This is a genomic window from Arthrobacter halodurans (genome assembly GCF_041877255.1).
Taxonomy (GTDB): Bacteria; Actinomycetota; Actinomycetes; order Actinomycetales; family Micrococcaceae; genus Arthrobacter_N; species Arthrobacter_N halodurans.
The window spans coordinates 290,900-311,063 of the sequence record NZ_JBHDLJ010000002.1 but is presented as its reverse complement, the minus strand read 5'-3'; the positions used below and the strand labels follow the sequence as shown (position 1 = coordinate 311,063).

Here is a 20,164-nt window from a genome sequence, read left to right as displayed (position 1 = left end):
TCTGGAGTTTGCGCATCGAGTTCATGGTGAGCCCATCGTAAGCCCGGCGGCCGCGCGTACCGTGGACGCATGACCACTCCCCCGCCCCCTTCCCCCGTCGCCGTCGCCGGGGCCACCGGCGAGGTCGGCTCCGGTGCCGCCCGCGCGCTCGCGGGCCGGGTTCCGCTGCGCCTGCTGGGCCGCGACGCCGCGCGGACCCGCGCCGCGGCCGAGGCGCTCCGCGGGGGCGCGGCGGCCTCCGGCCACGAGGTCGGATGGGACACCGCGCGCTACGGCGACGCCGGCGCGGCCGAGCGGGCGCTGCGCGGAGCCGGCGTGCTCCTGATGGTCTCGGCCGCGGAGACCGCCGGCCGGCTGGACGAGCACCGGACCTTCATCGACGCGGCCGCCAGGGCCGGCGTCCGGCACGTGGTCTACACCTCGTTCTTCGGCGCGGCGCCGGACGCCGTCTTCACGCTGGCCCGCGACCACTTCCACACCGAGGAGCACCTGAAGGCCTCCGGCATGGGCTGGACGATCCTGCGCGACAACTTCTACCAGGACGTCTTCCCGCTCTTCGTCGGCGAGGACGGCGCGCTGCGCGGGCCCGCCGGCACCGGACGGGTGTCGGCGGTGGCCCGGGACGACGTCGCGGCGTGCGCCGCCGTCGTGCTGCTGGACACGGCGGCGGCCCTGGCCGCGGGGCGGGCTGCCGCCCACGCCGGCCGCACCTACGCGCTGACGGGGCCCGAGGCCTTCACCCTGGCCGAGGCCGCCGCGGAGATCGCCGCGGCCACGGGCCGGCCCGCGGTGTTCCGCGACGAGACGACGGCGGAGGCCTACGCCTCGCGCGCGGCCTACGGCGCCCCGCCGTGGCAGGTCGACGCATGGGTCAGCACCTACACGGCCATTGCCTCCGGCGACCTCGCCGAGGTCACCGGCGATGTCGCGACCCTGCTCGGACGGCCCGCGCGGCCCCTCGCCCGGACCCTCGGCCTGCTCCCGGGCGGCCCCGCCCGCCGCTAGGCTGGCCGCATGCCCTTGCCCGAGCCGCCCCGTCCCGTCTGGGCTCCGCGCCACCGCGGGTGGAAGCTGGCCCACCACCTGCTGCCGGCGATGGTGCTCGCGGCGTTCCTGCTGGGGCTGGCCGTCGCCTCCGCGGCGCTCGGCCGGTGGCTGTTCGCGGCGCCCCTGCTGGCCCTGGCCGTCGGTGCGGCCGTCGCGATCGTCCGCGAGTTCCGGCGCGGGGCGCGCACCGACCCGCCCGCGAACCTCGCCGTGGAGACCTCCACCGGAGACCGCGCGGCCACCCGCTTCGCGATGGCCCCGGTGTCGGTGGCCTTCGGCTCCCTGACCGCCGGCCTCGGGGTGGTCACCCTCGTCGCGGCCATCGCGCTGACGGCGCGCTACCTCCTGCTCCACACGGAACCCAGCCGCTTCGCCACGCTGGCCTCGTCGGCCGGACTGCTCGTGGTCGGCGTGTTCGTCCTGCACGAGGGGATCCGCCTGCTCCGCACCGCGTCGGCGGACCAACCTCCCGGGGTGTACCTGACGCGCAGCCGCGTCGTCGTCCTGGGCCCCCAGGGCACGCGGGAGTTCTTCTGGGGAGACGTCGCGGCCGTGTCGGCGGAGAACCCGCCCGGCCGCGCGCCGCTGGGGCGCCGCGGCCCGTCGCTCATCGTCGTGCGCCTGCGCCCGGGTCACGGGCCGGTTTCGGGCGGCGCGCCGGACGACGGCGGAGCGGACGGCGGACCACCCGGCGGTCCGACCGGCGCGAACGGCGGCGGTTCGGACGCGCGCACCCGCATGGATGGCGGCGGCCCGGACGGCCACCGCGCGCCGCGTCCCGTGGTCATCCCCGTCCAGTACCTGTCCTGCGACCCCAACCGGCTCCTGGCCGCGCTGCGGCACTACGCGGCCCACCCGGGCGACCGGCCCGAACTGGGCACGGAGGCGGCCATCGGGCGCTTCGCAGGCTGACCGGGCGGGCGTTCGCCGCCGGGCGCATCGCCGGCCGGGGAAACGGCGGCTGGGGGAACGGCGGCTAGCGCGCGCCGGGGTAGAGGAGGATGCGTCCGTCGACGACCTCCACCTTGTGCGTGCGCGCATCCCGCGTGGCCGGCAGGCACAGGGCCGCGCCGTCCTTCAGGCAGAACTTGGCGGCATGCACCGGGCACTCCACCTCCGTGCCCTCGATCCATCCCTCGGCCAGCGACGCCGTTTCGTGGGTGCACTCGTCGTCGAGGGCGTAGAAATTGCCGTCCTCGGCGTGGAACACCGCGATGTCCTCGCCGGTTCCGGTCTCGGCGGCGTCGACGACGCGCGCCTCGCCCTCCGGGATGTCGTCGACGGATCCGACGTTGACTGATTCGCTCATTGCGGCGCTCCTCGTGTTGGCTTCTCCGTATCCATCCCACACCTTCCGGACGCGATCCGCCTAACCGGCGCGGTCCCGGCTACCGCGGGGAGCGGCGTCCATGCCCGTCCCCACACCCGGCCGCGACCTCTTCGCGCGCCGCCGCGCCGACCCGGGTGTCCCCCACGGGATCCGCGTCGGCGTCCGCGCCCGCATCGGCATCCGCGGCCGCATCCCAGTCCGCGGGCGTGCCCTGCGTGGGCGTGCCGAGCGCGGGCCTGCCGTGCGCGGGCGTGCCGTGCGCCGGATCGCTCGGGGACAGTGCGCCCTCGGCGAGCGACTCCGCCGGAAGCTCGCGCTCGATCTTCGTCGCCAGCGGCTTCTCGACGACGAAGAGCAGGGCCACCGCGGAGAGCACCGCGAGCGGGACCATCCACAGGAACAGCGGCACAAGCGCCTCGTTGTAGGACTCGACGACAACGTTGCGGATCGGGTCCGGCAGCGAGGAGACCAGCGCGGGGGTGAACGAGTTGCCGTTGCCGGCGGCACCGGCCGCCGGCAGGCGCTCCGCGAGCAGGTCTTTGAGCCGGCTGGCGAACAGCGTTCCCACCACGGCGGAGCCGAGCGTCGCGCCGACCTGGCGGAAGTAGTTCTGCCCCGCGGTCGCCGTTCCGACGAAGGTGATCGGGAAGGAGTTCTGCGCCACCAGCGTGAGCATCTGCAGGCTCGAGCCCAGACCCAGACCCATCACGCCGAGGTAGATGCAGATCAGGTAGACCGGCGAGTCGGCGTGGATCGTGGAGAGCAGCACCAGCGCCACCGCGACGACGGCCGTGCCCGCGATCATCACGGCCTTGTAGCGGCCGGTCTTGGACACCTGCCGCCCGACGACGACGGACGCGACCAGCAGGCTGCCCATCATCGGGATCATCAGGAGGCCGGACTCGGTGGCGCCGTAGCCCGTCACCATCTGCAGGTACGTCGGCATGTAGCCGATCGCGCCGAACATCGCGATGCCGGTCAGCAGCGCCGACGCGGTGGTGAGGTTGAAGTTGCGGTCCCGGAAGAGCATCAGCGGCATCACGGGCTCCGGGACCCGGGACTCGACGACGACGAACACGACGGCGGCGGCGACCGCGGTGGCGGCCAGGCCGAGGATCACCGGGGAGCCCCAGGCGTAGGTCGCCCCGCCCCACGTGCCGACGAGCACCAGGGCGGTGGTCGCGACGGCGATGAGCATCATGCCCGCGTAGTCGATCTTGGGGCGCGGGCCCGTGCGCCGTTTCGGGATGTGCAGCAGGAAGACGGCCGCCAGAATGGCCAGCACGGCCAGCGGGACGTTGATCCAGAAGGTCCAGCGCCAGCCGGGACCCTCGGTCAGGCCGCCGCCGATGAGCGGTCCCGCGACGGAGGAGAAGGCGAAGACCCCGCCCATGATGCCCATGTACTTGCCTCGGTCGCGTGCGGGGACCACGTCGGCGATGATCGCCTGGGAGAGGATCATCAGGCCACCGCCGCCGAGCCCCTGGATCACGCGGGCGACGATGAGGGTGGGCATGTCCCCGGCGAGCGCGCCGACGACGGAGCCGGCCATGAAGACGGAGATCGCGAAGATCAGCAGGGGCTTGCGCCCGAACAGGTCGCCGAGCTTGCCGTAGACGGGCATCATGACGGTGGACGCGAGGATGAACGCCGTGATGATCCACGCCATGTGCTCGACGCCGTTGAGCTCGCCGACGATGGTGGGCAGCGCGCTGGACAGGACGGTCTGGTTCAGCGAAGCCAGCAGCATGGTGACCATGAGGCCGGCGAAGAGCAGGGTCAGGTTGCGCTTGTCGTGGCGCCGCCTTTCCTCCGCGGTGGGTGGTGTGGGGTTCATAGGGTTGCCTTGACGACCTCTCGGAAGATGTTGACGGACTCTTCGATGTTGCCGCCGACGTCGACGGCCGTTGCCTCGGGGTTGCGCGAGTACGCGAACCGGGTGATGGTGCCCGCGAGCATGAGGAGCGCCCGGGGCGAATCGACGGCGTCCGGGAGCTGCTCGACGGCGGCGGCCGCGTCTGCCGCGCCGAGCCGGTCGTTAAGGACGGAGTCCACCAGCTGCTCGGAGGCGTCGATGTGCTGCATGATGCGCGCGCGCAGCTCGGGGTGGGCGCGGACCACCGCGCGGCGCCGCTCGTAGCCCGCGCCCCCGTGGAAGCTGGTCCCGAGGACGCCCGTGAGGAGGCGCACCGTCCGGGTCAGCAGGTCGTCGCCGCTGGTCCGGAAGCGTTCCAGCAGCTCGTCCGGAAGCGTCGGGGCGCGCGTGCCGAGGACCGCGTCCTCCTTGGTGGGGAAGTAGTTGAAGAACGTCCGCTTCGAAATGCCGGAGCGGGCGGCGATCGCCTCGATCGTGGCGCTGGACAGCCCCTCCTCGAGCGCCAGGCTCGACGCGGTCTCGTGGACGGCGGTCCAGGTGTCGATGCGGTTGCGCTCGCGCAGGCTGAGGGGAAGATCTTGCATAGGTACACTATATGCGCGAGTGCAAACTTTGCACCAGCGCATTTAGAGTGATGCTCGTCGCGCCACCGCGGTGACGGCCCAGCGGAGTCACTGCGGGGCGGTCGCCTCGGCGGGCGGAGAGCGCCGCGGAGCGGCGTGCGAGTGACCCCTATCACTCGCCGCGGAACTTCACTATCGTGGAACCACGGCCGCTGGCCGGGCATGACGGCACGTCGCCGCCGAGCCCGGACGGAGCGGCCGCAGATCCCGCCCGCCGCGCAGCGGCCCCGAAGAGGAGTGCACCCCGTGAGCCAAGAAGCCACCCGCCCCCAGACCCCCGACACCTCGCAGATCAGCGACTGGTCGGATCTCGGCCAGCAGCTCTGGTCCTATCTGACCGGCCGCGGCGCCGCGGTGAACTACACGCTCGTCGACATGACCGTCGAGGTGCCCCGCGACATCGGCCCCGACGCGCCGCGGGCCACGTGGAAGTTCGACGGGACCCTGCGCGTGACCACCAGCGACAACGAGGCCCCGGGTTCCGATCCCCTGCGCGGACAGCGATGACCCCGTGCGCCTGGACATAGACATCGCGTTCTCGGTCAGCGATCCGGGCGGGCCGAACCGCGAGGGAACCACCATCAACGGCACCATCACCGCCGCGGGGCGGGAGATCGTCGTCCGCGCCGACAACGCCGACTTCTTCCGCGTCGGACCCCGCGCGGGAATGGACGCCATCCGGGAGTTCGCCAAAACGCTCAACGAGCACGGCGTCAGCGTGTCTCTGGCATCGCCCGAGGGCACCATCGTGAGCTTCGGCGCCGTCAAGGCGTCGGCGGCCCACCGGCTCGTGACCAGATCCGCCCACATCAAACCGGGACAGGTCAGCGCGTGGTCCTCGCTGCTCCGCGGCGCGAAGGGTGGGACGACGCCCAGCCTGGTGCCGCCTGGGACGCCGTTCCCGCTCTCGCCGACGTTCCAGCGCCGCTACCGCATGCGGCCGACCACCACCCACTACACGCGCGGGGGCGGGCGGCCGCGCCTGCTGTTCGTCCGGGACAGCGAGACGTGGGACGGCCAGCCCGCCTCGGTGTTCGACCTCAAGGGCGAGACCACCGTGATCGGCGGGGCTCCGGAGGCGGACCTCGTCCTCGCGGGCCTCTTGCCCGCGCACGCCAGCATCACGCACACCGACGACGACGAGTACGTCCTCACGGCGCAGGGGCCGGTCGGCGGCAGCCCGAACCTGGGAGCCGAGCCCTCCTACACGCTGCGCACGGGCGCGCGGATGGCGATCGGCGACTGGCGCCTCGTGTACGTCCGCGAGGAGTACGCCGACCACGGCCGCCCGTACGGCGGACGCCAGGGCGGCGAGTTCGCCTACCAGCGCCCGCAGTACGACTCACGGAAGGGCGCGGTCGAGCGCGACGCGACGTACGGGGTGGGCGACCCGCGCCGGCACTAGGTGCGCGCGCCCGGCTACGGCAGGGGTTCGCCCCGCGCCGGCACTAGGTGCGCGCGCCCGGCTACGGCAGGGGTCGGCCGCGCGCCGCCACCCACAGCGAGTACCACTCGTCGCCGGTCAGCTCCGCGGCCACCCGGCCCGCGTCCGCGCACGCCGCGATACGCGCCGGGTTTGAGGTGCCGACGACCGGGCGGATCCGGGCGGGATGGCGCATGAGCCATCCGAGGACCACCGCCTCTCGGGAGCAGCGCTTCTCCTCGGCGAGCTCGGCGACCCGCCGCGCGGCCTCCGCGTCGGTGTCGACCGGCGCGCCGTCGGTCTCCGTGCGCCCCGCGCCGCCGTCGGACGCCGCGGGCCTGCCGCTGTAGCGGCCCTGGGCCAGCGAGCCCCAGGCCTGCAGCTCGACGCCCTCGCGTGCGCAGTGCTCCAGCGTGCCGCGGGGGAAGGAGATGGCCGCTCCCTCGGGATGGTTGACCAGCACGCCGGACTCCAGCCAGTCGCGGCGGTGCAGGCTCATCTCCAACTGGTTCACCGCGAGCGGCTCGTCCAGCTCGGCCACGAGGTGCCGCATCTGCTGCGCGGACATGTTGGAAACACCGAGCCGGCGCACCTTACCCTCGTCGCGCAGCCGGGTGAAGGCGCCGGCGATCTCCGCGGCGGTCGCCAGCGGGTCCGGGCGGTGAATGAGCAGCGTGTCGATGCGGTCGGTGCCCAGCCGCCGCAGGCTCTCCTCGACCCGGGCGCGGATCGAGCCGCCCGAGGAGTCGTAGCGAGCCTCGCGCCCGTCGCCAGCCAGCACGATCCCGCACTTGGTCTGCAGGCGAATGCCCGCGCGGAGTCCGGGACGCTCGGCGAGGACCCGGCCGAACGCCTCCTCCGCCTTGCCCCGGGTGTAGATGTCGGCGTGGTCGAAGTCCGTGATCCCCGCCTCGAGCGCGGCGTCGACCGCGGCGTGGGCGGCCGCCACGTCCGCGGCCTCGAGCGGTCCGGTGCCCCAGTCGCCGCCGAGGCCCATGCAGCCGAAGATGAGGCGGGATCCGTCGTCGTTCGTCATGCGCGTCCTTCGGTGGGGGCTGTGGGGATCCACCCAGCCTACGACGCCGGTCGCGCGACCGCGTGCCGCGACCGTGCGCCGCGACCGGTGGGCCGCGACCGGCGGGCCGGACGCCGCGCCGGCGGCTACCGCGGCAGTGCCGCCGCGGCGTAGGCGATCAGTCCGGACACTCCCCCGGAGGCCAGGACATCGCGCTGCCGCCGGGCGCCGGCGCCCTCCCGTTCCAGCCGGCGCAGGCCGCTGTCGACGAACTCCGTGTCCCCGTGGATCCGCAGGAACGGGCCGATCCTGCGCAGCAGCGCCGCCAGCACGTCCCCGGCCGGACGTGACGCGCCGTCGCGCGGATCCAGGAGCCGCCCGTCAAGCCCGGCCTGGGCCGCCTGCCACAACGCGACGTCCAGCAGTTCGGGCCCCGCGGCGCCCGGGTCGGGCACCGCCGGGTCCTCCAGTTCCGCACGGACCAGCGCGCGGACCATCAGGGCGATCAGGACCGCGTCGCGCGCCTCGAGCTGCGTGTCCGCGGCACGGACCTCGACGGTCGGGTAGCGGCTGGAGAGCCGGGCCGTCCACGCGAGATAGCCGGTGTCCAGCACCGTGTCGGTGGCCAGCATGCGCTCCAGCCGCGTGTCGTAGTCGTCCGCCCCCGCGAAGAGCGGCGGGATGCCTTGCACCGACCAGCGGCGGTAGTGGATGGTGCGCCAGCTGGCGAAACCGGTGTCGCGCCCCCGCCACAACGGCGAGTTGCCGCCGATCGCCACAAGAAGCGGGATCCAGGGACGCAGGGAGTTCAGCGCCCGCACCCCGGCCTCGCGGTCCGGCACCTCCACGTGCACGTGCAGGCCGCTGACGTACTGGTCGCCCACGATGCCGGCGGCCAGCGCCTCGATGCCACGGTAGCGCGGGGTGTTGGTCGCCGGGGCCGGCCACTCGGGCGCCAGCGGCGCCGCGCCGATCCCCAGGCCCCGGAATCCGAGCGCGACCGCCCCCGGCTCGAGTGCGCGCCGGTACCCGCGCAGCGAGGCCAGCGCCTGCTCGGCATCCTCCAGGACGGGGCTGGCGCTCTCCACCTGGCAGGTCAGCAGCTCCTGGTGCGTCCGGCTGCCCCCGCCCTCGATCCCGCACAGTGCCTCGATCTCGCTCTCGCCGGGAACGGCGGGCAACCCCGTCGCCGCGTCCACGAGCAGGAACTCCTCCTCGATGCCGAATCTGGTCATGCGCCGACCTTCCGTAGGACGGGCTACCGGTCCCGCCCGTCGACGATGGGACCAGGCCCCCGCGCCCCGACGACAGCGCCCCGGCGACAGCGCCGCGGACAGCCGCACCGGCGGCCGCTCGTGGATTCTCCAGCCGATCTCGTGGATCCGCGCACCTCGCGCGGATGCGTTTATCGGCATCTGCGGCTCATTCTGCAGGTGATTCCGGCCAAACTCAACACCGTCGCCGCCGTCCCCCGGGGGGCCCGGGCACGGAGGAATGCCGGGCAATCTCCGGGCAGGACCGCGGCGTATCCCCGGGGTCGAGGGAATGCTACAGTGTGCCGATGTCCCTGGGCCCGGACCAGCCGATCGCCAGCCCGCCACCGCGCGTGGCTGGCGTGGTGGTCGTGGGCATGAGCATGGCGGTCTGGTGGCCCGCGTTCACCCTGGGCGCCTGGGGCGTCTTCTTCTTCGACCAGATCCTCACCGTGTGGGCCGCCGCCACGGCCGCCCTCATCGTCGTCATCTTCCGCCACCACGAGGACCGGAACCGCCTCGGGCGCGCGGCCGCCCTGCTGCTGCCCTCGCTGTGGCTGGTGCTCGCGATCGCCGTCGACCCCGGGGACGACTCCCTGAACCTCGTCATCGACGTCCTCGGGGGCAGCGTGGCCGTGCTCGGGATTCCCGCCACGATCTGGGTGCTGGCCCGCATCATCTGGCCCGAGTTCGGCCACGACCTGCCCCTGCGGCGGCGCCTGGTGGTGGCCGCCTCCGTGGCCGCCATCGCCGTCGTCTCCTACCTGCTCGGCGTCAACCACGACGCCTTCCTGACGTGCGACGCGTTCACGCTGAGCGGCAACTCCGAACCCCCGGGCTGCCGACCCGCGTAGGCGCCGCAGGCTCACCCGTTGCGGATGATGGTCGAACGGGGCGAGGTGTGCCACGCTGTAGCCCACCAGACGGTCCGCCGGAGGGGGAGGAAGCCCATGACACACCAGCCGGCCGCGCCCGTGGCCGCGGCGCACGGAGCTCCTCCGGGCGGCCGCCGCGGGCCCGCTTCCCGGACCGCCCGGTAGCGGGATGCGCGACGCCCTGCAGAACGCGGACCTGGTCGCGCTGCTTCTGCTCCTGGCGCACCTGACCCTGTCCCTGATCGCGATCGTGATGGTGTCCGCGAACCGCCGGCCGTCCGCCGCCATCGCCTGGGTCTTGGCCATCCTGTTCATCCCCTTCGTCGGTGCCGTCGCCTTCCTGTTCGTCGGCATCGGCAGACTCCCCCGGGAGCGGCGGGAGAAACAGCGCTTCGTCGACGCGCGTGCGCTCGAGCGCACTCCGGGGCTCTCGCTCGTGAGCCACGCCGACGAGTGGCCTCCCTGGCTCCGCTCGGCGGCGGAGCTGAACCGGCGGCTGGGTTCGCTGCCGATGGTCGGAGGCAACGCGGCGCTGCTCCTGGAGGACTACACCGGCAGCTTCGAGAGCATGATCCGGGACATCGACACCGCGACCGATTACGTGCACGTCGAGTTCTACATCCTGGTCCTGGACCCCTCGACCGCGCCCTTCATGGACGCCCTGGGCCGGGCCGTGGAGCGCGGGGTCGCGGTGCGGGTCCTCTCCGACCACCTGGCCGGCCTCCTGGACTCGAACCGGGAGGGAACCAGGGAACGCCTGCGCGAGCTGGGTGCCGAATGGCACGCGATGCTGCCACTGCGGCCGCTGAAGGGCCAGTGGCAGCGCCCGGACATGCGCAACCACCGCAAGATCGTCGTCGTCGACGGGCGCGTGGCCTACACCGGGTCGCAGAACCTCATCGACGCCTCCTACAACAAGCGCTCCAACATCAAGCGCGGGTTGACCTGGCACGAGTTGATGATTCGCCTCGAGGGACCAGTCGTGCGCGAGCTCGACGCCGTCTTCGCCGCGGACTGGTACAGCGAGACCGACGTCCTGCTGCCGCTGGACACCTCCCCCGTGGTCCTCGGCACGGACCCGGGGCTGATCGACGCCCAGGTCGTCCCCAGCGGTCCGAGCTTCGACAACGACAACAACCTGAAGCTCTACACGACCCTGATCTACAAGGCCGAACAGCGCGTCAGCATCACCAGCCCGTACTTCGTCCCGGACGAGTCCATCCTCCTGGCCATCGTCACGGCGGCCTCCCGCGGGCTGCGCGTCGAGCTGTTCGTCTCCGAGGTCGGCGACCAGCCGCTCGTCTTCCACGCCCAGCGCTCGTACTACGAGGCGCTGCTGCGGGCGGGAGTGAGGATCTTCCTGTACCGCGCCCCGCAGGTGCTGCACGCCAAGCACTTCACCATCGACGACGACGTGGCGGTCATCGGATCCAGCAACATGGACCTGCGTTCCTTCAGCCTCAACATGGAGGTCTCCGTGCTGGTCCACGGGCGCCGGCTCGTCGCGGCGATGCGCGAGGTCGAAGACGGGTACCGCGCGAACAGCCGCGAGTTGCGGCTCGAGGACTGGCTGCGGCGCCCGCTCCGGCAGAAGGTGTTCGACAACCTCGCGCGCCTGACCTCCTCGCTCCAGTAGGCCACCGCCCAGGAAGGGATGACCCATGGCCCCCACCGACCAGCCGAACGAACACGCTGGCACGCCTCAGGACGAAGTCGCGCGTTTGCGGGCGGAGGTCGCCCTGCTGCGGCGCGAGCGGGAGGAGGCGCGGGACGCCGCGGCAGCGCCGTCCGCGGGGCGGGGGTCGCGGAGGGCTCGCTGGATCGCCGCAGTGCTCCTCGCGGTCCTCACGGCGGCCCTGGTCTTCGTCGCGGTGCCGGCCCTGTTCCTCCGAACCGAGCTGCTCGACACGGACCGCTACCTCGCCACCGTCGCGCCGCTGGCCGCCGATCCCGCCATCCAGGCGGAAATCACCGAGCAGGTGACCGAGCAGATCTCCGGGCTGGTGGACGTGGAGGGCATCACGCGCGACGCGCTGACGGAACTCACCCGCTCCACGCCCCGCCTGGCCCCCGTCATCACGTCGCTGGCCCCGGTCGCCGCTGAGCGGGCCGAGGCCTTGACGCACGACGCGGTGTCGCGCTTCGTGGCGTCGCCGCGGTTCGAAGACCTGTGGATCCAGCTCAACCGGGCGTCCCACGAGGCCATGGTCCGCTATGTCGAGGGAGAGACGGGCGGCGTGGTCGGCATCGACGACGCCGGGACCGTGACGATTTCGTCCCAAGAGATCATCGCGCGGGTCAAGGACCGGCTGGTGGAGGCGGGGCTGGGGATCGCCGCGAGGATCCCGGACGTCGACACCCGGATCACGATCTTCCAGTCGCCCGAACTCGTCCGGGCGAAGGAGACCATCAACCTGCTGGACCGCGTGGCCCCGCTAGTGGGCTGGCTGGCGGTCGCGGCTGCGGTCGCCACCGTGGCCGTGGCCCCGAGGGGCCGGCGGCTGCGCGCCGTCGGCTCCGTCGGGCTCGGCCTCGCGGTGGCCATGGCGCTGCTGGCGCTCGCGCTGGCCGTCGGGCGCGGCCTGTACCTGGACGGCCTGCCACCGGAGGGCCTGTCGCCGTCGGCGGCCGAGAGCCTGGTCGACGCGTTCCTGGTGCCGCTGCGCGCGATCGTCAGGGCGCTGTTCGTGGCCGGGCTGCTGGTCGCCGTGGCCGCGTTCCTGTTCGGCCGCTCGGCGACGGCCGGCCTGGTCCGGCAGGGACTGTCGCGGGCCCGCGACGGCGTGGCGAGCCTCCTCGCGGGAACGGAGGACAGGCCGTGGCGGCTCTGGCTGACGCGGTACCGGCGGATCATCCAGGCGGCGCTCGTCTGCTCCGCCGCGCTGGTCCTGATCTTCTGGCAACAGCCCACGGTGGCCGTGGCCCTGTGGACGGCGGCCGCCACCGGGTTGGCGGTCCTCGCGGTCGAACTCCTGGGCCGTCCCGCCACCCTGCGCACGGGGGATGCCGAGCCCGCGTCTGGACGACCGGGGAGCTGAGGCGGCGCGCCGATCCTTTCGGGCCGGCCCGCGGGGCCAGCTCAGGGCATGCGGCGCAGCCCGACGCGGGCGGCATAGAACGCGACCTTCGCGATGAGAACCAGGACGCCGAGTCCGGCGAGCATCTGGACGGTCACGACGGCCCGCGCCACCTGCGTCACGGGCGCGATGTCGCCGAAGCCGACGGTCGCGAAAGTGCTCGCCGTGAAGTAGAGGGCGTCGACCCGGTCCAGAGGCTCGTTGAACGACGCCGGATCGGTCGTGGACATCGACAGGTGCAGCAGGGCGAACAGGCAGACGAACAGCAGCACGCTCTCCACCACGGCGGCGACGGCCCGCGCCTGGGGAACCCGGGCGGACAAGACGATCCGCACCTCCAGGCCGAGGACCACCAGAAACACCCCGACCACGGTCACCAGACGCACCCACGCGGCCGCGGGGTTCTCGGCGTTGAACCCGCCGACGGGAACCGTGAAGTACCCCAGGAACAGGACCGTCAGGACGGCCAGCGACCGCAGGGCCGCGCCGAATGCGACCCGCCGCCGGTCGTGGGGCCCCAGACCCAGGAAGTCGATGCGGCCCTGCCCGCCGTTTCCGCCTTCTGGGTCCATGATCGGTGTTTCTCCGTCGCTCGCGGCCGCCGCTCCCGGCGGCGGATGTCTAGGGGTTTCGGGTCATCCCTTGCCGGGCCGCGTAGAAGGTGACCTTGCCGATCAGGACGAGAACGCCCAACCCGGCGAGCATCTGGACCGTCACCACGGCACGCGTCAGCTGCGTCGCTGGGCTGATGTCCCCGAACCCGACCGTGGCGAGGGTGCTCACCGAGAAGTACAGGGCGCCCATCCGGTCGAGGGGCTCGCTGAACGACGCCGGATCGGTGGTGGAGAGGGAGAGGTGCAACAGGGCGAAGAGGCAGATGAACAACATGACGCTCTCCACGGCGGCCGCGACGGCCCGCACCTGGGGAACCCGTGCGGCCACGACGATGCGCGCCTCCAGAACCAGGACGGCGAGGAAGACCAGGATCACGATCGACAGGCCCACCCAGGCCGCCGTCGGGTTGTCGGCCTTGAAGCCCTCGACCGGGACGACGAAGTACCCGCCCAGCAGCACCGCCAACACGACGAGCAGCCGGACGCTCGCGAGCACGGCGATGCGGCGGCGACCGGACTTGTCGAGACCGAGGACGTCGATCCGATCCGTCCCGGGGGTTGCCTTCCAAAACCGCATGGCCGGTCCTCCTCCGCTCCGGGCGGGGGCGGTCGCCCGGGATGACTCCCGTGCGACCGCCCCGAAACCCCTAGGCGGTCAGCGCGCGCTCTTTGATGAGCGCGTACTCCTCGGCGGTGATCGTCCCGGCATCGAGCAGGGCGCGTGCCTTGGAGATCTCCTCGCTGGCGCTTGCACCGGCCACCGACCGAATGTACGCGGCCTGCGCATCCTGGCGTTCGCCGGCATGCCTCATGCTTCGCTCCGCCATGCCCCGACCGCGCGCGATCAGGTACACGAGGATGGAGATGAACGGCAGGAAGATCAGGAACACCACCCAGATGGCCTTCAGCCAGCCGTTGAGCTCCTTGTCCCTGAAGATGTCGGCGAACACGGAGAAGAGGATGGTCAGAAACGCAATGAAGGCGTAGATCCAGAACAGGAACCAAAAAAATTCCCAGAAGTTTTCCCAGAAGTCCATTGTCACTCCTTTGATTCACGGCCCCCCGGCCGGGGGTGCCTTTGCCCTTGCGCGGTGCGCCGGCCGGAAGACCGGCCCACCGTGGCGGACCGCTTTCTTTGAGCCACACCGGTGGTTTACCGGCGCGGTTGACCCCGGCCGAGCAAGTCGCGCCATGCGCGGTCTGCGGTCCAGGACGCGTTGCCTCGGGTCCCCCGTGGCGCAATGCCGCGGCCGAAGGGACCGAGGCCTCTAGCAGTTCAGGTCGCTGTCGACGCCGTCCAAGGCGGTGCGCACGTCGGAAGCCTCGTTGCCCAGGGACTCGAGGGCATCCGACAACTGCGCGTCGTCCGGAACCTGGTCGACGGCGGAACGGAATTCGTCGACGTTGGCCTCCAAATCGTTCACCCGGTCCTCGGCGACATCCTCCATCTCCGCCGTGAGGGTGTCGTACGCGTCACTGACCTTGTCGCGCGCGGTGCGGACCTCCTCAACCGTGGCATCGGCGGACAGCGCGGCGCGGAACTCCTCGATTGCGCTCGCCATGGCGTCGGAGGCGGCGCAGGCCTGGGACACGTTCTCCTGAGGGCTCGGCGGGCTGCAGCCCGTCACGGCCAGCAGACCCATGGCCGCACCGGCGGCCGCGGCGCCCGCGAAGGCGGGAAGTTTTCGTTTCATCGGGTTCTCCTCTCGGGGATGTGCACTCTCGAGCATGCGCCGGGGCCGGCGGGCGCGCTTCACCCTCGCTAGATGAAATCCGCTCGAACGGGTCCAGGCTCCCGGACGGCACCGCAGCCGAAACCACACGGCACGGCGCCCGGAACGGCACGCATCCGGCCTTGGCGGCCGGCCGACGCGAGGGCGGACGGCGGGTGGAATGGCCCGGAACGCGCGGTGATCACCCGCCGGGGGTGATCCCCCGCCCTCCCTCGCATGCTTCGATGGTCGTGGAAAGGAAGACCCATGTGCCGCTGGCTCGCGTACTCCGGTTCACCCGTCAATCTGCAGACCTTGCTCTACAAACCCGCGTACTCGCTGGTGTCGCAGAGCAAACACTCCCGCATGGGAGCGGAAACGACCAACGGCGACGGCTTCGGGATTGGCTGGTACTCGCGACTGGAGCGCCCGGGGGTGTTCCACAGCACCGAGCCGGCATGGAACGACAGGAACCTCGCGGCGCTCTCCGAGCAGGCGTGGTCCGGTCGCGTCTTCGCCCACATCCGCGCGTCCACCGGTTCGGCGGTACAGCAGACCAACTGCCATCCTTTCCGCCACGGGAACTGGCTGTGGATGCACAACGGCCTGATCCGCGACTTCCCCACGGTCAAGCGGGACCTGACGCTGGCGGTGGACCCCGGCCTGTTCCCCCAGATCGAGGGATCCACCGATTCCGAGCTGTTCTTCTATCTGGCCCTGACGTTCGGGTTGGAGAAGGATCCGCTGCGCGCGGTCCAGGACGCCGTCGGGGTGATCGAGGAGACGGGCAGGCGTCACGGGATCGCCCACCCGATCCAGATGACGGTGGCGACCACCGATGGGGCGACGACCTGGGCGTTCCGCTACTCCAGCGAACGACAGTCGCGCACGCTGTACCGCAGCACCGATGTCACGGCGCTGCGCGCCCTGCACCCGACCAATACGCTGGTCTCGGAGCTCTCCGACGACGCCCGCCTCGTGGTTTCCGAACCCCTCGGCGACCTTGAGGGCGCTTGGCAGGAGGTTCCCGAGTCCTCGACCCTGGTGGTGCATGGAGGCGACACCGAGACCGCGCCCTTTGCCCCGACGGCAAGCTAGGACGTACTGATACGCCCCGTGGCGAGACCCTCCCGGGCGACTGGTCTTCGGGAGAACTCTGGCGTCCGCGAACCACCTCGGACCCTGCCCTGAAGAGGTCTCCCTGACGGGCGGACAACTCGGAACTTCCCGCAGGCGTTCACGCACCTCGCGCTCAGCGATGCCGCCATCACGCTCAACGACCGCCTGAACGCCGGCCCGGAGACCCGCGGCCGCCCGGGAACGGCACCGGCACGCCCACGGTCCTGACCGGGGGGTTGGCCGGTCGCGGGCGGCTAGATGAGTCCGCGCGAAATGCCGATCCGGACGGCCGAGCGGCGATTGGTGACTCCGAGCTTGCGGTAGATGGAGCGCTGGTGGGTCTTGAGCGTGTTCACCGAGACGAACAACGAGTCCGCGATCTCCGCGGCGGTGAGCATCGACCGCAAGTAGACGAGGATCTCGCGTTCCCGTTCGGACAGCGCCATCGAGGCGTGTTCCCGCCGCAGCACGTGCTCCGGCGGATGCTGGGCGAGGCAGGCCGCGACGAACGCCTCGTGGACGGTGCCCTGCGACACGTGCCGGACCAGCAGGTGCAGCAGATCCGTGCGTCGCTCCACGAACGGCCGCAGGATGGACTCCGGGGCAGCCCACCGAAGGGCCTCCTCCAGACGCTCGTGGGCGGCCACGGGATCGTCCCTCGAGGCCGCGACGAGCGCCTCGGTCAGGGCACCGCAAACCCGCGCGAACGGCGGGCTCGATTCGACGGCGATCCCGCGCGCACACGCCAGCGCCCGGTCCAGGTCCTGGGCCCGCCGGAGCATTTGGGCCACCAGGGCGTCGACCAGCGGGGACTGGCCCTCCCTGGCCAGGGGCCGGACCAGCGCCGCGGCCTCATCCGCATCGCCCGACGCTTCACACAGCTTCGCCGCGCACACGATGCTCAGGACCGGCCAGGAGGAGTCGTGCGGCTGCAGATCGAACTCTTGGAGGGCCGCCGCGGCCGATGCGACACGGGCGGGGTCGCCGGTGGCGCAATCGACGAGGACCCGATAGACCATGGCGAGCGAATCCGCCGGGAACGGATGGCTGCCGAATTCGAGGGCCTCGGACAGGCCGCGTGAGGCACGGTCGAGGTCGTCCTGCCAATACGCGACGATCCCCCGGGCGATCCCGAGGGGGGCGAGGCGTTGCCGGCACGACCATCCCGTCGACTCGGCTCGGGAAAGCGCCGCGGCGCACTGTTGCTCCGCGGCCGAAAAGTCGCCCGTTACGGCAAGCGCCAGGGCGAGCTCCGCACCCGCGCTGACCTCGACGGTGATGAGGTGGTTGGCCCGGCCCGCCGCGGCCGCCGACTGCAGCAGGTCGCTCGCGGCATGGGCGCTGCGTGGCGAGCGGACGGCTCCCCGGCCGAGGAGGAAGAGCCCGTGGGCCAGGGTCGCCGAGGGATGCCTCGAGGCCCGGTCGACGAGGTGCAGTCCCTCGCGGACGGTCGCGTCCGCGTCCTCGCTGCCGACGACGAACAGCTCGAACAGTGCGCGGTTCACTTCGAAGCGACGACGCCGGCCGGATCCAAGGCCGGGGACGCCGGCGAGCGCACGTCGTCCCAACGCCGCGGCGGACGAGTGGTCTCCGGCAATCCCCCGGCAGGCGGAGCGCACGAAGAGCATTTCCGGATCCTCGCTGAAGGGGAAGGGAAGCCGGAGGCACAGCTGTTCCAGCGACGAGGACCGACCCTGGAGAATCAGCTCCAGCCAGTGCTCGGCGATGGATCTCACGGCGATCCGCGGTTGCCGGCCCAAGAGGGCCTCCGACACGCACGCGGACACGTCCACGTCCCGGTAGTGTCGCGCCGCGACGCCGTGGAGGGATTCGGCCAGTCGGGGATCCCGGTGAGCCAGGATGCCGCGGCACGTGGCGGCGAAGAGCGGTTGCCAGTGGTAGGTCGGTCCCCCGCCTCCGTTGGTCTCCTCCAGGAAGATCCCGTCACGGAGGCAGTGCTCGAGCAGCAGGCCACCGTCGGCGCTTCCCCCGAGATCGATGGCCAGCTCACGGCTGCACCGATCGCGTGTCGTGGCGCGAAGGATGAAGTCCGCGAGCGGAGCGGGGCAGGGCGCCAACACCTCCTGCGCCACGTAGTCCGAGAAGGCGCGCCGCGGCTCCGCGGCGAAGACGTCGGCCGGGGCGATGCCGCGGTCGCGGCCGGCGAGGCCCTCCGCGACCGCCACGGGCCACCCGCCGGTCACGTTCCACAGCCCCTTGCCCTCCAGCTGGCCGTCGAAACCCCGCCGCGTCAGGAGCTGGATCGTCTCGTCCTGCGTGAAGGCCAGGTCCCGGGAGCGCAGGTCCCCCACCGTCCCGCCCAGCCGCCGCGCGGCCAAGGGCAAGGGAGGGTCGGCGCGGGAGGAGAGGACCAGGTGCAGTGCGGGGGGACCCGCCGAGAGGAGCGCGCCCAACAACCCCTCCGCCAGGCGCGGACCGGCGCGGTGCACATCGTCCACGACGAGGGACAGCGGCTCGGAGAGTTCCTCGAGGGCGCGGACGACGGCGCGGTAGTCCGCTGGAGGATCGTGCCCCGGATTGGCGGTCAGCTCCAGCAGCGCCGTGCGGGCCGGTGCCCGAAGGTTCACCGCGGCGCCCTGCAGGGCCGCCACGATCCAGCGGTACAACTCGCCGGGGTCGTCGTCGGTCTGCTCCAGGGACACCCAGGCGCACTGCGCGTCGCCGCAGCGCGCCCATTCGCCGAGCAGTGTGGTCTTGCCGAAACCCGCGGGCGCAGCCAAGACGGTGGTCCTGCGCGCCAACGCGTCGGAGAAGATGGCGTCCTCGAGGCGGCGGCGTCGCAGCGTGCCGGACCGGGCCTCGGGAATGCGGATCTTGGCCCGTGTGCCAGGTAGTCCCGTCGAAACCGGTGTTTCCCTCACGAGCCTCATGGTAGGCGCGGCGCCGGGCACCGACAACCCGTAGGTGACGCCCGCCGTCGATCGGTTCATCGGGTGTTCTGCCGCGGGACCACGATGTACCGGACCATGAGCGTGCACGCGGCGGCGATGGGGACGGCGACGAGGGCACCGGGCAGGCCCAGGAGGGTTGCGCCGGCGGTGGCGGAGATGAGCACGAGGGCGCCCGGGACATGGAGCGCCTTGCTCATGACCTTCGGCGTCATGACGTAGGCCTCGACCTGCATGTACACCAGCATGGTCAGCAGAACGATCAGCCCCGCGGTGGGCGAACTCAACAGCGCGAACAGGGTCATGACGCACGTGGTCAGGACGGTCCCGATCAGTGGAATCAGCGTGATGAAGAAAGCGGCGAGCGAGATGGCCCCGGCGAAGGGGACGCGGGTCAGCGTCAGCAGGACGAGACTGAAGATCGAGTTGCAGAGGGCCAGGATGACCATTCCGCCGAGGTACCGGCCCACCGAATCGGTGATCTTCTCGGTCAGGTAGATCGCCGTGCGTCGCCTCGAGGCGCCGATCAGAGAGTAGAACCCCCGCTTCATGCCCCGCAACGACACCAGGAAGTAGAGCGTGAGCACGGCAATGAAGACGCCGGAGGAGACCAGGCCGATCAGGCCGACGCCGAAGTTGATCGCCCCGCCGGCCAGCGCGGCCCACAGCGTTGGCTGGCCGGCCGCGTCGCTCAGCGACTGGAGGGCGGCGTCGACCCCGCCGCTCGTCACGGCGTTGAGATCCTCGACCCACGGCTGGTCCGCGAGGTTGGCCAGACCCGCCGGGAGGCCACGCACCAGTTGCTCGGCCTGACGGAGTGCCGCGGGGACAATCAGGGTCAGGGCGACGACGGCGACGACGGCGAAGCCCAGGGCGACGGCGAGAACGGCCTGTCCCCGGGAGAAGCCCGCGCGCACCAGGAGCCGGATCAGCGGATTGATGGCCAGCGCGATGAAGAGCCCGGCGAAGACGTCGAACGCCACGCCGCGGAGGAGTATCAGCGACCCGGCCAGGGCGATCGCCAGAAGCACGCCGAGGGCAACGGTGAATCCCTGGGCCACGGGTGGGCGCGTGCCGCGGCGCGGGGAAGGCGGGTGGCGTCGCGGCGCGTCGGACCGCGAAACCGCCGGCACGGGACGGGGCGCCCGCGCCTCCGCGCCGGGAGCGGGGAGCGACTCCGCGCCGGTGGTTCCGAGCGCCTTCGCGGGGCCGGCGAGCGCCTCCGCGGGGCCGGCCTGGTCCGTCGAATGCTCGCTCATCGCCTGCTTCGGTCCATTCTCGATCCGGTTCC

General features: G+C 72.0%; 19 protein-coding genes. 8 read left to right on the top strand and 11 right to left on the bottom strand.

Going from position 1 to position 20,164, the window contains the following annotated elements:
* Window positions 1–69 precede the first annotated feature (69 nt).
* The gene (locus tag ACETWP_RS03815; RefSeq protein ID WP_373970870.1) at window positions 70–1,005 is read left to right on the top strand and encodes an NAD(P)H-binding protein; all 936 of its coding nucleotides are present in this window, start codon (window positions 70–72) and stop codon (window positions 1,003–1,005) included.
* 9 nt (window positions 1,006–1,014) lie between these two features.
* Window positions 1,015–1,959 carry a hypothetical protein gene (locus tag ACETWP_RS03810; protein ID WP_373970869.1) on the top strand — a complete coding sequence of 315 codons (945 nt, stop codon included), beginning with the start codon at window positions 1,015–1,017 and terminating at the stop codon, window positions 1,957–1,959.
* Between the two features lie 64 nt (window positions 1,960–2,023).
* On the opposite strand, the gene ACETWP_RS03805 is transcribed toward ACETWP_RS03810, so the two are convergent.
* From ACETWP_RS03805 to ACETWP_RS03795, 3 genes are all read right to left on the bottom strand, one after another.
* The gene (locus ACETWP_RS03805) at window positions 2,024–2,356 is read right to left on the bottom strand and encodes a bifunctional 3-phenylpropionate/cinnamic acid dioxygenase ferredoxin subunit (RefSeq protein WP_373970868.1); all 333 of its coding nucleotides are present in this window, start codon (window positions 2,354–2,356) and stop codon (window positions 2,024–2,026) included.
* Between the two features lie 79 nt (window positions 2,357–2,435).
* Entirely contained in the window at window positions 2,436–4,214 is a 1,779-nt protein-coding gene (locus tag ACETWP_RS03800; RefSeq protein ID WP_373970867.1) for an MDR family MFS transporter, read from the bottom strand.
* Window positions 4,211–4,837 carry a TetR/AcrR family transcriptional regulator gene (locus ACETWP_RS03795; protein ID WP_373970866.1) on the bottom strand — a complete coding sequence of 209 codons (627 nt, stop codon included), beginning with the start codon at window positions 4,835–4,837 and terminating at the stop codon, window positions 4,211–4,213. Before ACETWP_RS03795 ends, ACETWP_RS03800 begins: the two co-directional genes overlap by 4 nt.
* Window positions 4,838–5,122: 285 nt before the next feature.
* Here ACETWP_RS03795 and ACETWP_RS03790 point away from each other — a divergent pair, with 285 nt between their 5' ends.
* Window positions 5,123–5,383, top strand: coding sequence for a hypothetical protein (locus tag ACETWP_RS03790; protein ID WP_373970865.1), 261 nt, complete (start codon window positions 5,123–5,125; stop codon window positions 5,381–5,383).
* A gap of 4 nt (window positions 5,384–5,387) precedes the next feature.
* The gene (locus ACETWP_RS03785; protein WP_373970864.1) at window positions 5,388–6,281 is read left to right on the top strand and encodes an FHA domain-containing protein; all 894 of its coding nucleotides are present in this window, start codon (window positions 5,388–5,390) and stop codon (window positions 6,279–6,281) included.
* Window positions 6,282–6,342: 61 nt separating this feature from the next.
* On the opposite strand, the gene ACETWP_RS03780 is transcribed toward ACETWP_RS03785, so the two are convergent.
* The gene (locus ACETWP_RS03780; RefSeq protein ID WP_373970863.1) at window positions 6,343–7,335 is read right to left on the bottom strand and encodes an aldo/keto reductase; all 993 of its coding nucleotides are present in this window, start codon (window positions 7,333–7,335) and stop codon (window positions 6,343–6,345) included.
* A gap of 125 nt (window positions 7,336–7,460) precedes the next feature.
* On the bottom strand, window positions 7,461–8,549 hold the full coding sequence (locus ACETWP_RS03775) for a carboxylate-amine ligase (protein WP_373970862.1): 1,089 nt from the start codon (window positions 8,547–8,549) through the stop codon (window positions 7,461–7,463).
* A gap of 326 nt (window positions 8,550–8,875) precedes the next feature.
* Here ACETWP_RS03775 and ACETWP_RS03770 point away from each other — a divergent pair, with 326 nt between their 5' ends.
* From ACETWP_RS03770 to ACETWP_RS03760, 3 genes are all read left to right on the top strand, one after another.
* Window positions 8,876–9,421: a hypothetical protein gene (locus ACETWP_RS03770; protein WP_373970861.1), complete on the top strand. Its 546-nt coding sequence runs from the start codon at window positions 8,876–8,878 to the stop codon at window positions 9,419–9,421.
* A gap of 190 nt (window positions 9,422–9,611) precedes the next feature.
* Window positions 9,612–11,078 carry a cardiolipin synthase gene (gene cls / locus ACETWP_RS03765; protein ID WP_373970860.1) on the top strand — a complete coding sequence of 489 codons (1,467 nt, stop codon included), beginning with the start codon at window positions 9,612–9,614 and terminating at the stop codon, window positions 11,076–11,078.
* 25 nt (window positions 11,079–11,103) lie between these two features.
* The gene (locus tag ACETWP_RS03760) at window positions 11,104–12,480 is read left to right on the top strand and encodes a hypothetical protein (protein WP_373970859.1); all 1,377 of its coding nucleotides are present in this window, start codon (window positions 11,104–11,106) and stop codon (window positions 12,478–12,480) included.
* 41 nt (window positions 12,481–12,521) lie between these two features.
* Here the strand turns inward: ACETWP_RS03760 and ACETWP_RS03755 are convergent, their stop codons facing one another.
* The 4 genes from ACETWP_RS03755 to ACETWP_RS03740 all read right to left on the bottom strand — a co-directional run bounded on the left by ACETWP_RS03755 (window position 12,522) and on the right by ACETWP_RS03740 (window position 14,827).
* Complete coding sequence (locus tag ACETWP_RS03755) at window positions 12,522–13,091, bottom strand: potassium channel family protein (RefSeq protein WP_373970858.1); 570 nt, start codon at window positions 13,089–13,091, stop codon at window positions 12,522–12,524.
* A 49-nt stretch (window positions 13,092–13,140) separates the two neighbouring features.
* Window positions 13,141–13,710 (bottom strand): potassium channel family protein, encoded by a 570-nt coding sequence (locus tag ACETWP_RS03750; protein ID WP_373970857.1) that lies wholly within the window; start codon window positions 13,708–13,710, stop codon window positions 13,141–13,143.
* A 70-nt stretch (window positions 13,711–13,780) separates the two neighbouring features.
* A complete protein-coding gene (locus ACETWP_RS03745; RefSeq protein WP_373970856.1) occupies window positions 13,781–14,170 on the bottom strand; it encodes a hypothetical protein in 390 nt (129 codons plus the stop codon).
* A gap of 231 nt (window positions 14,171–14,401) precedes the next feature.
* Entirely contained in the window at window positions 14,402–14,827 is a 426-nt protein-coding gene (locus ACETWP_RS03740) for a hypothetical protein (RefSeq protein WP_373970855.1), read from the bottom strand.
* A 285-nt stretch (window positions 14,828–15,112) separates the two neighbouring features.
* Here ACETWP_RS03740 and ACETWP_RS03735 point away from each other — a divergent pair, with 285 nt between their 5' ends.
* The gene (locus tag ACETWP_RS03735; protein ID WP_373970854.1) at window positions 15,113–15,943 is read left to right on the top strand and encodes a class II glutamine amidotransferase; all 831 of its coding nucleotides are present in this window, start codon (window positions 15,113–15,115) and stop codon (window positions 15,941–15,943) included.
* A 275-nt stretch (window positions 15,944–16,218) separates the two neighbouring features.
* Here ACETWP_RS03735 and ACETWP_RS03730 read toward each other — a convergent pair whose 3' ends face one another.
* Both ACETWP_RS03730 and ACETWP_RS03725 read right to left on the bottom strand, forming a co-directional pair.
* Window positions 16,219–18,846, bottom strand: coding sequence for a LuxR C-terminal-related transcriptional regulator (locus tag ACETWP_RS03730; protein WP_373970853.1), 2,628 nt, complete (start codon window positions 18,844–18,846; stop codon window positions 16,219–16,221).
* A 65-nt stretch (window positions 18,847–18,911) separates the two neighbouring features.
* A complete protein-coding gene (locus tag ACETWP_RS03725) occupies window positions 18,912–20,132 on the bottom strand; it encodes an AI-2E family transporter (protein ID WP_373970852.1) in 1,221 nt (406 codons plus the stop codon).
* Window positions 20,133–20,164: the final 32 nt, after the last annotated feature.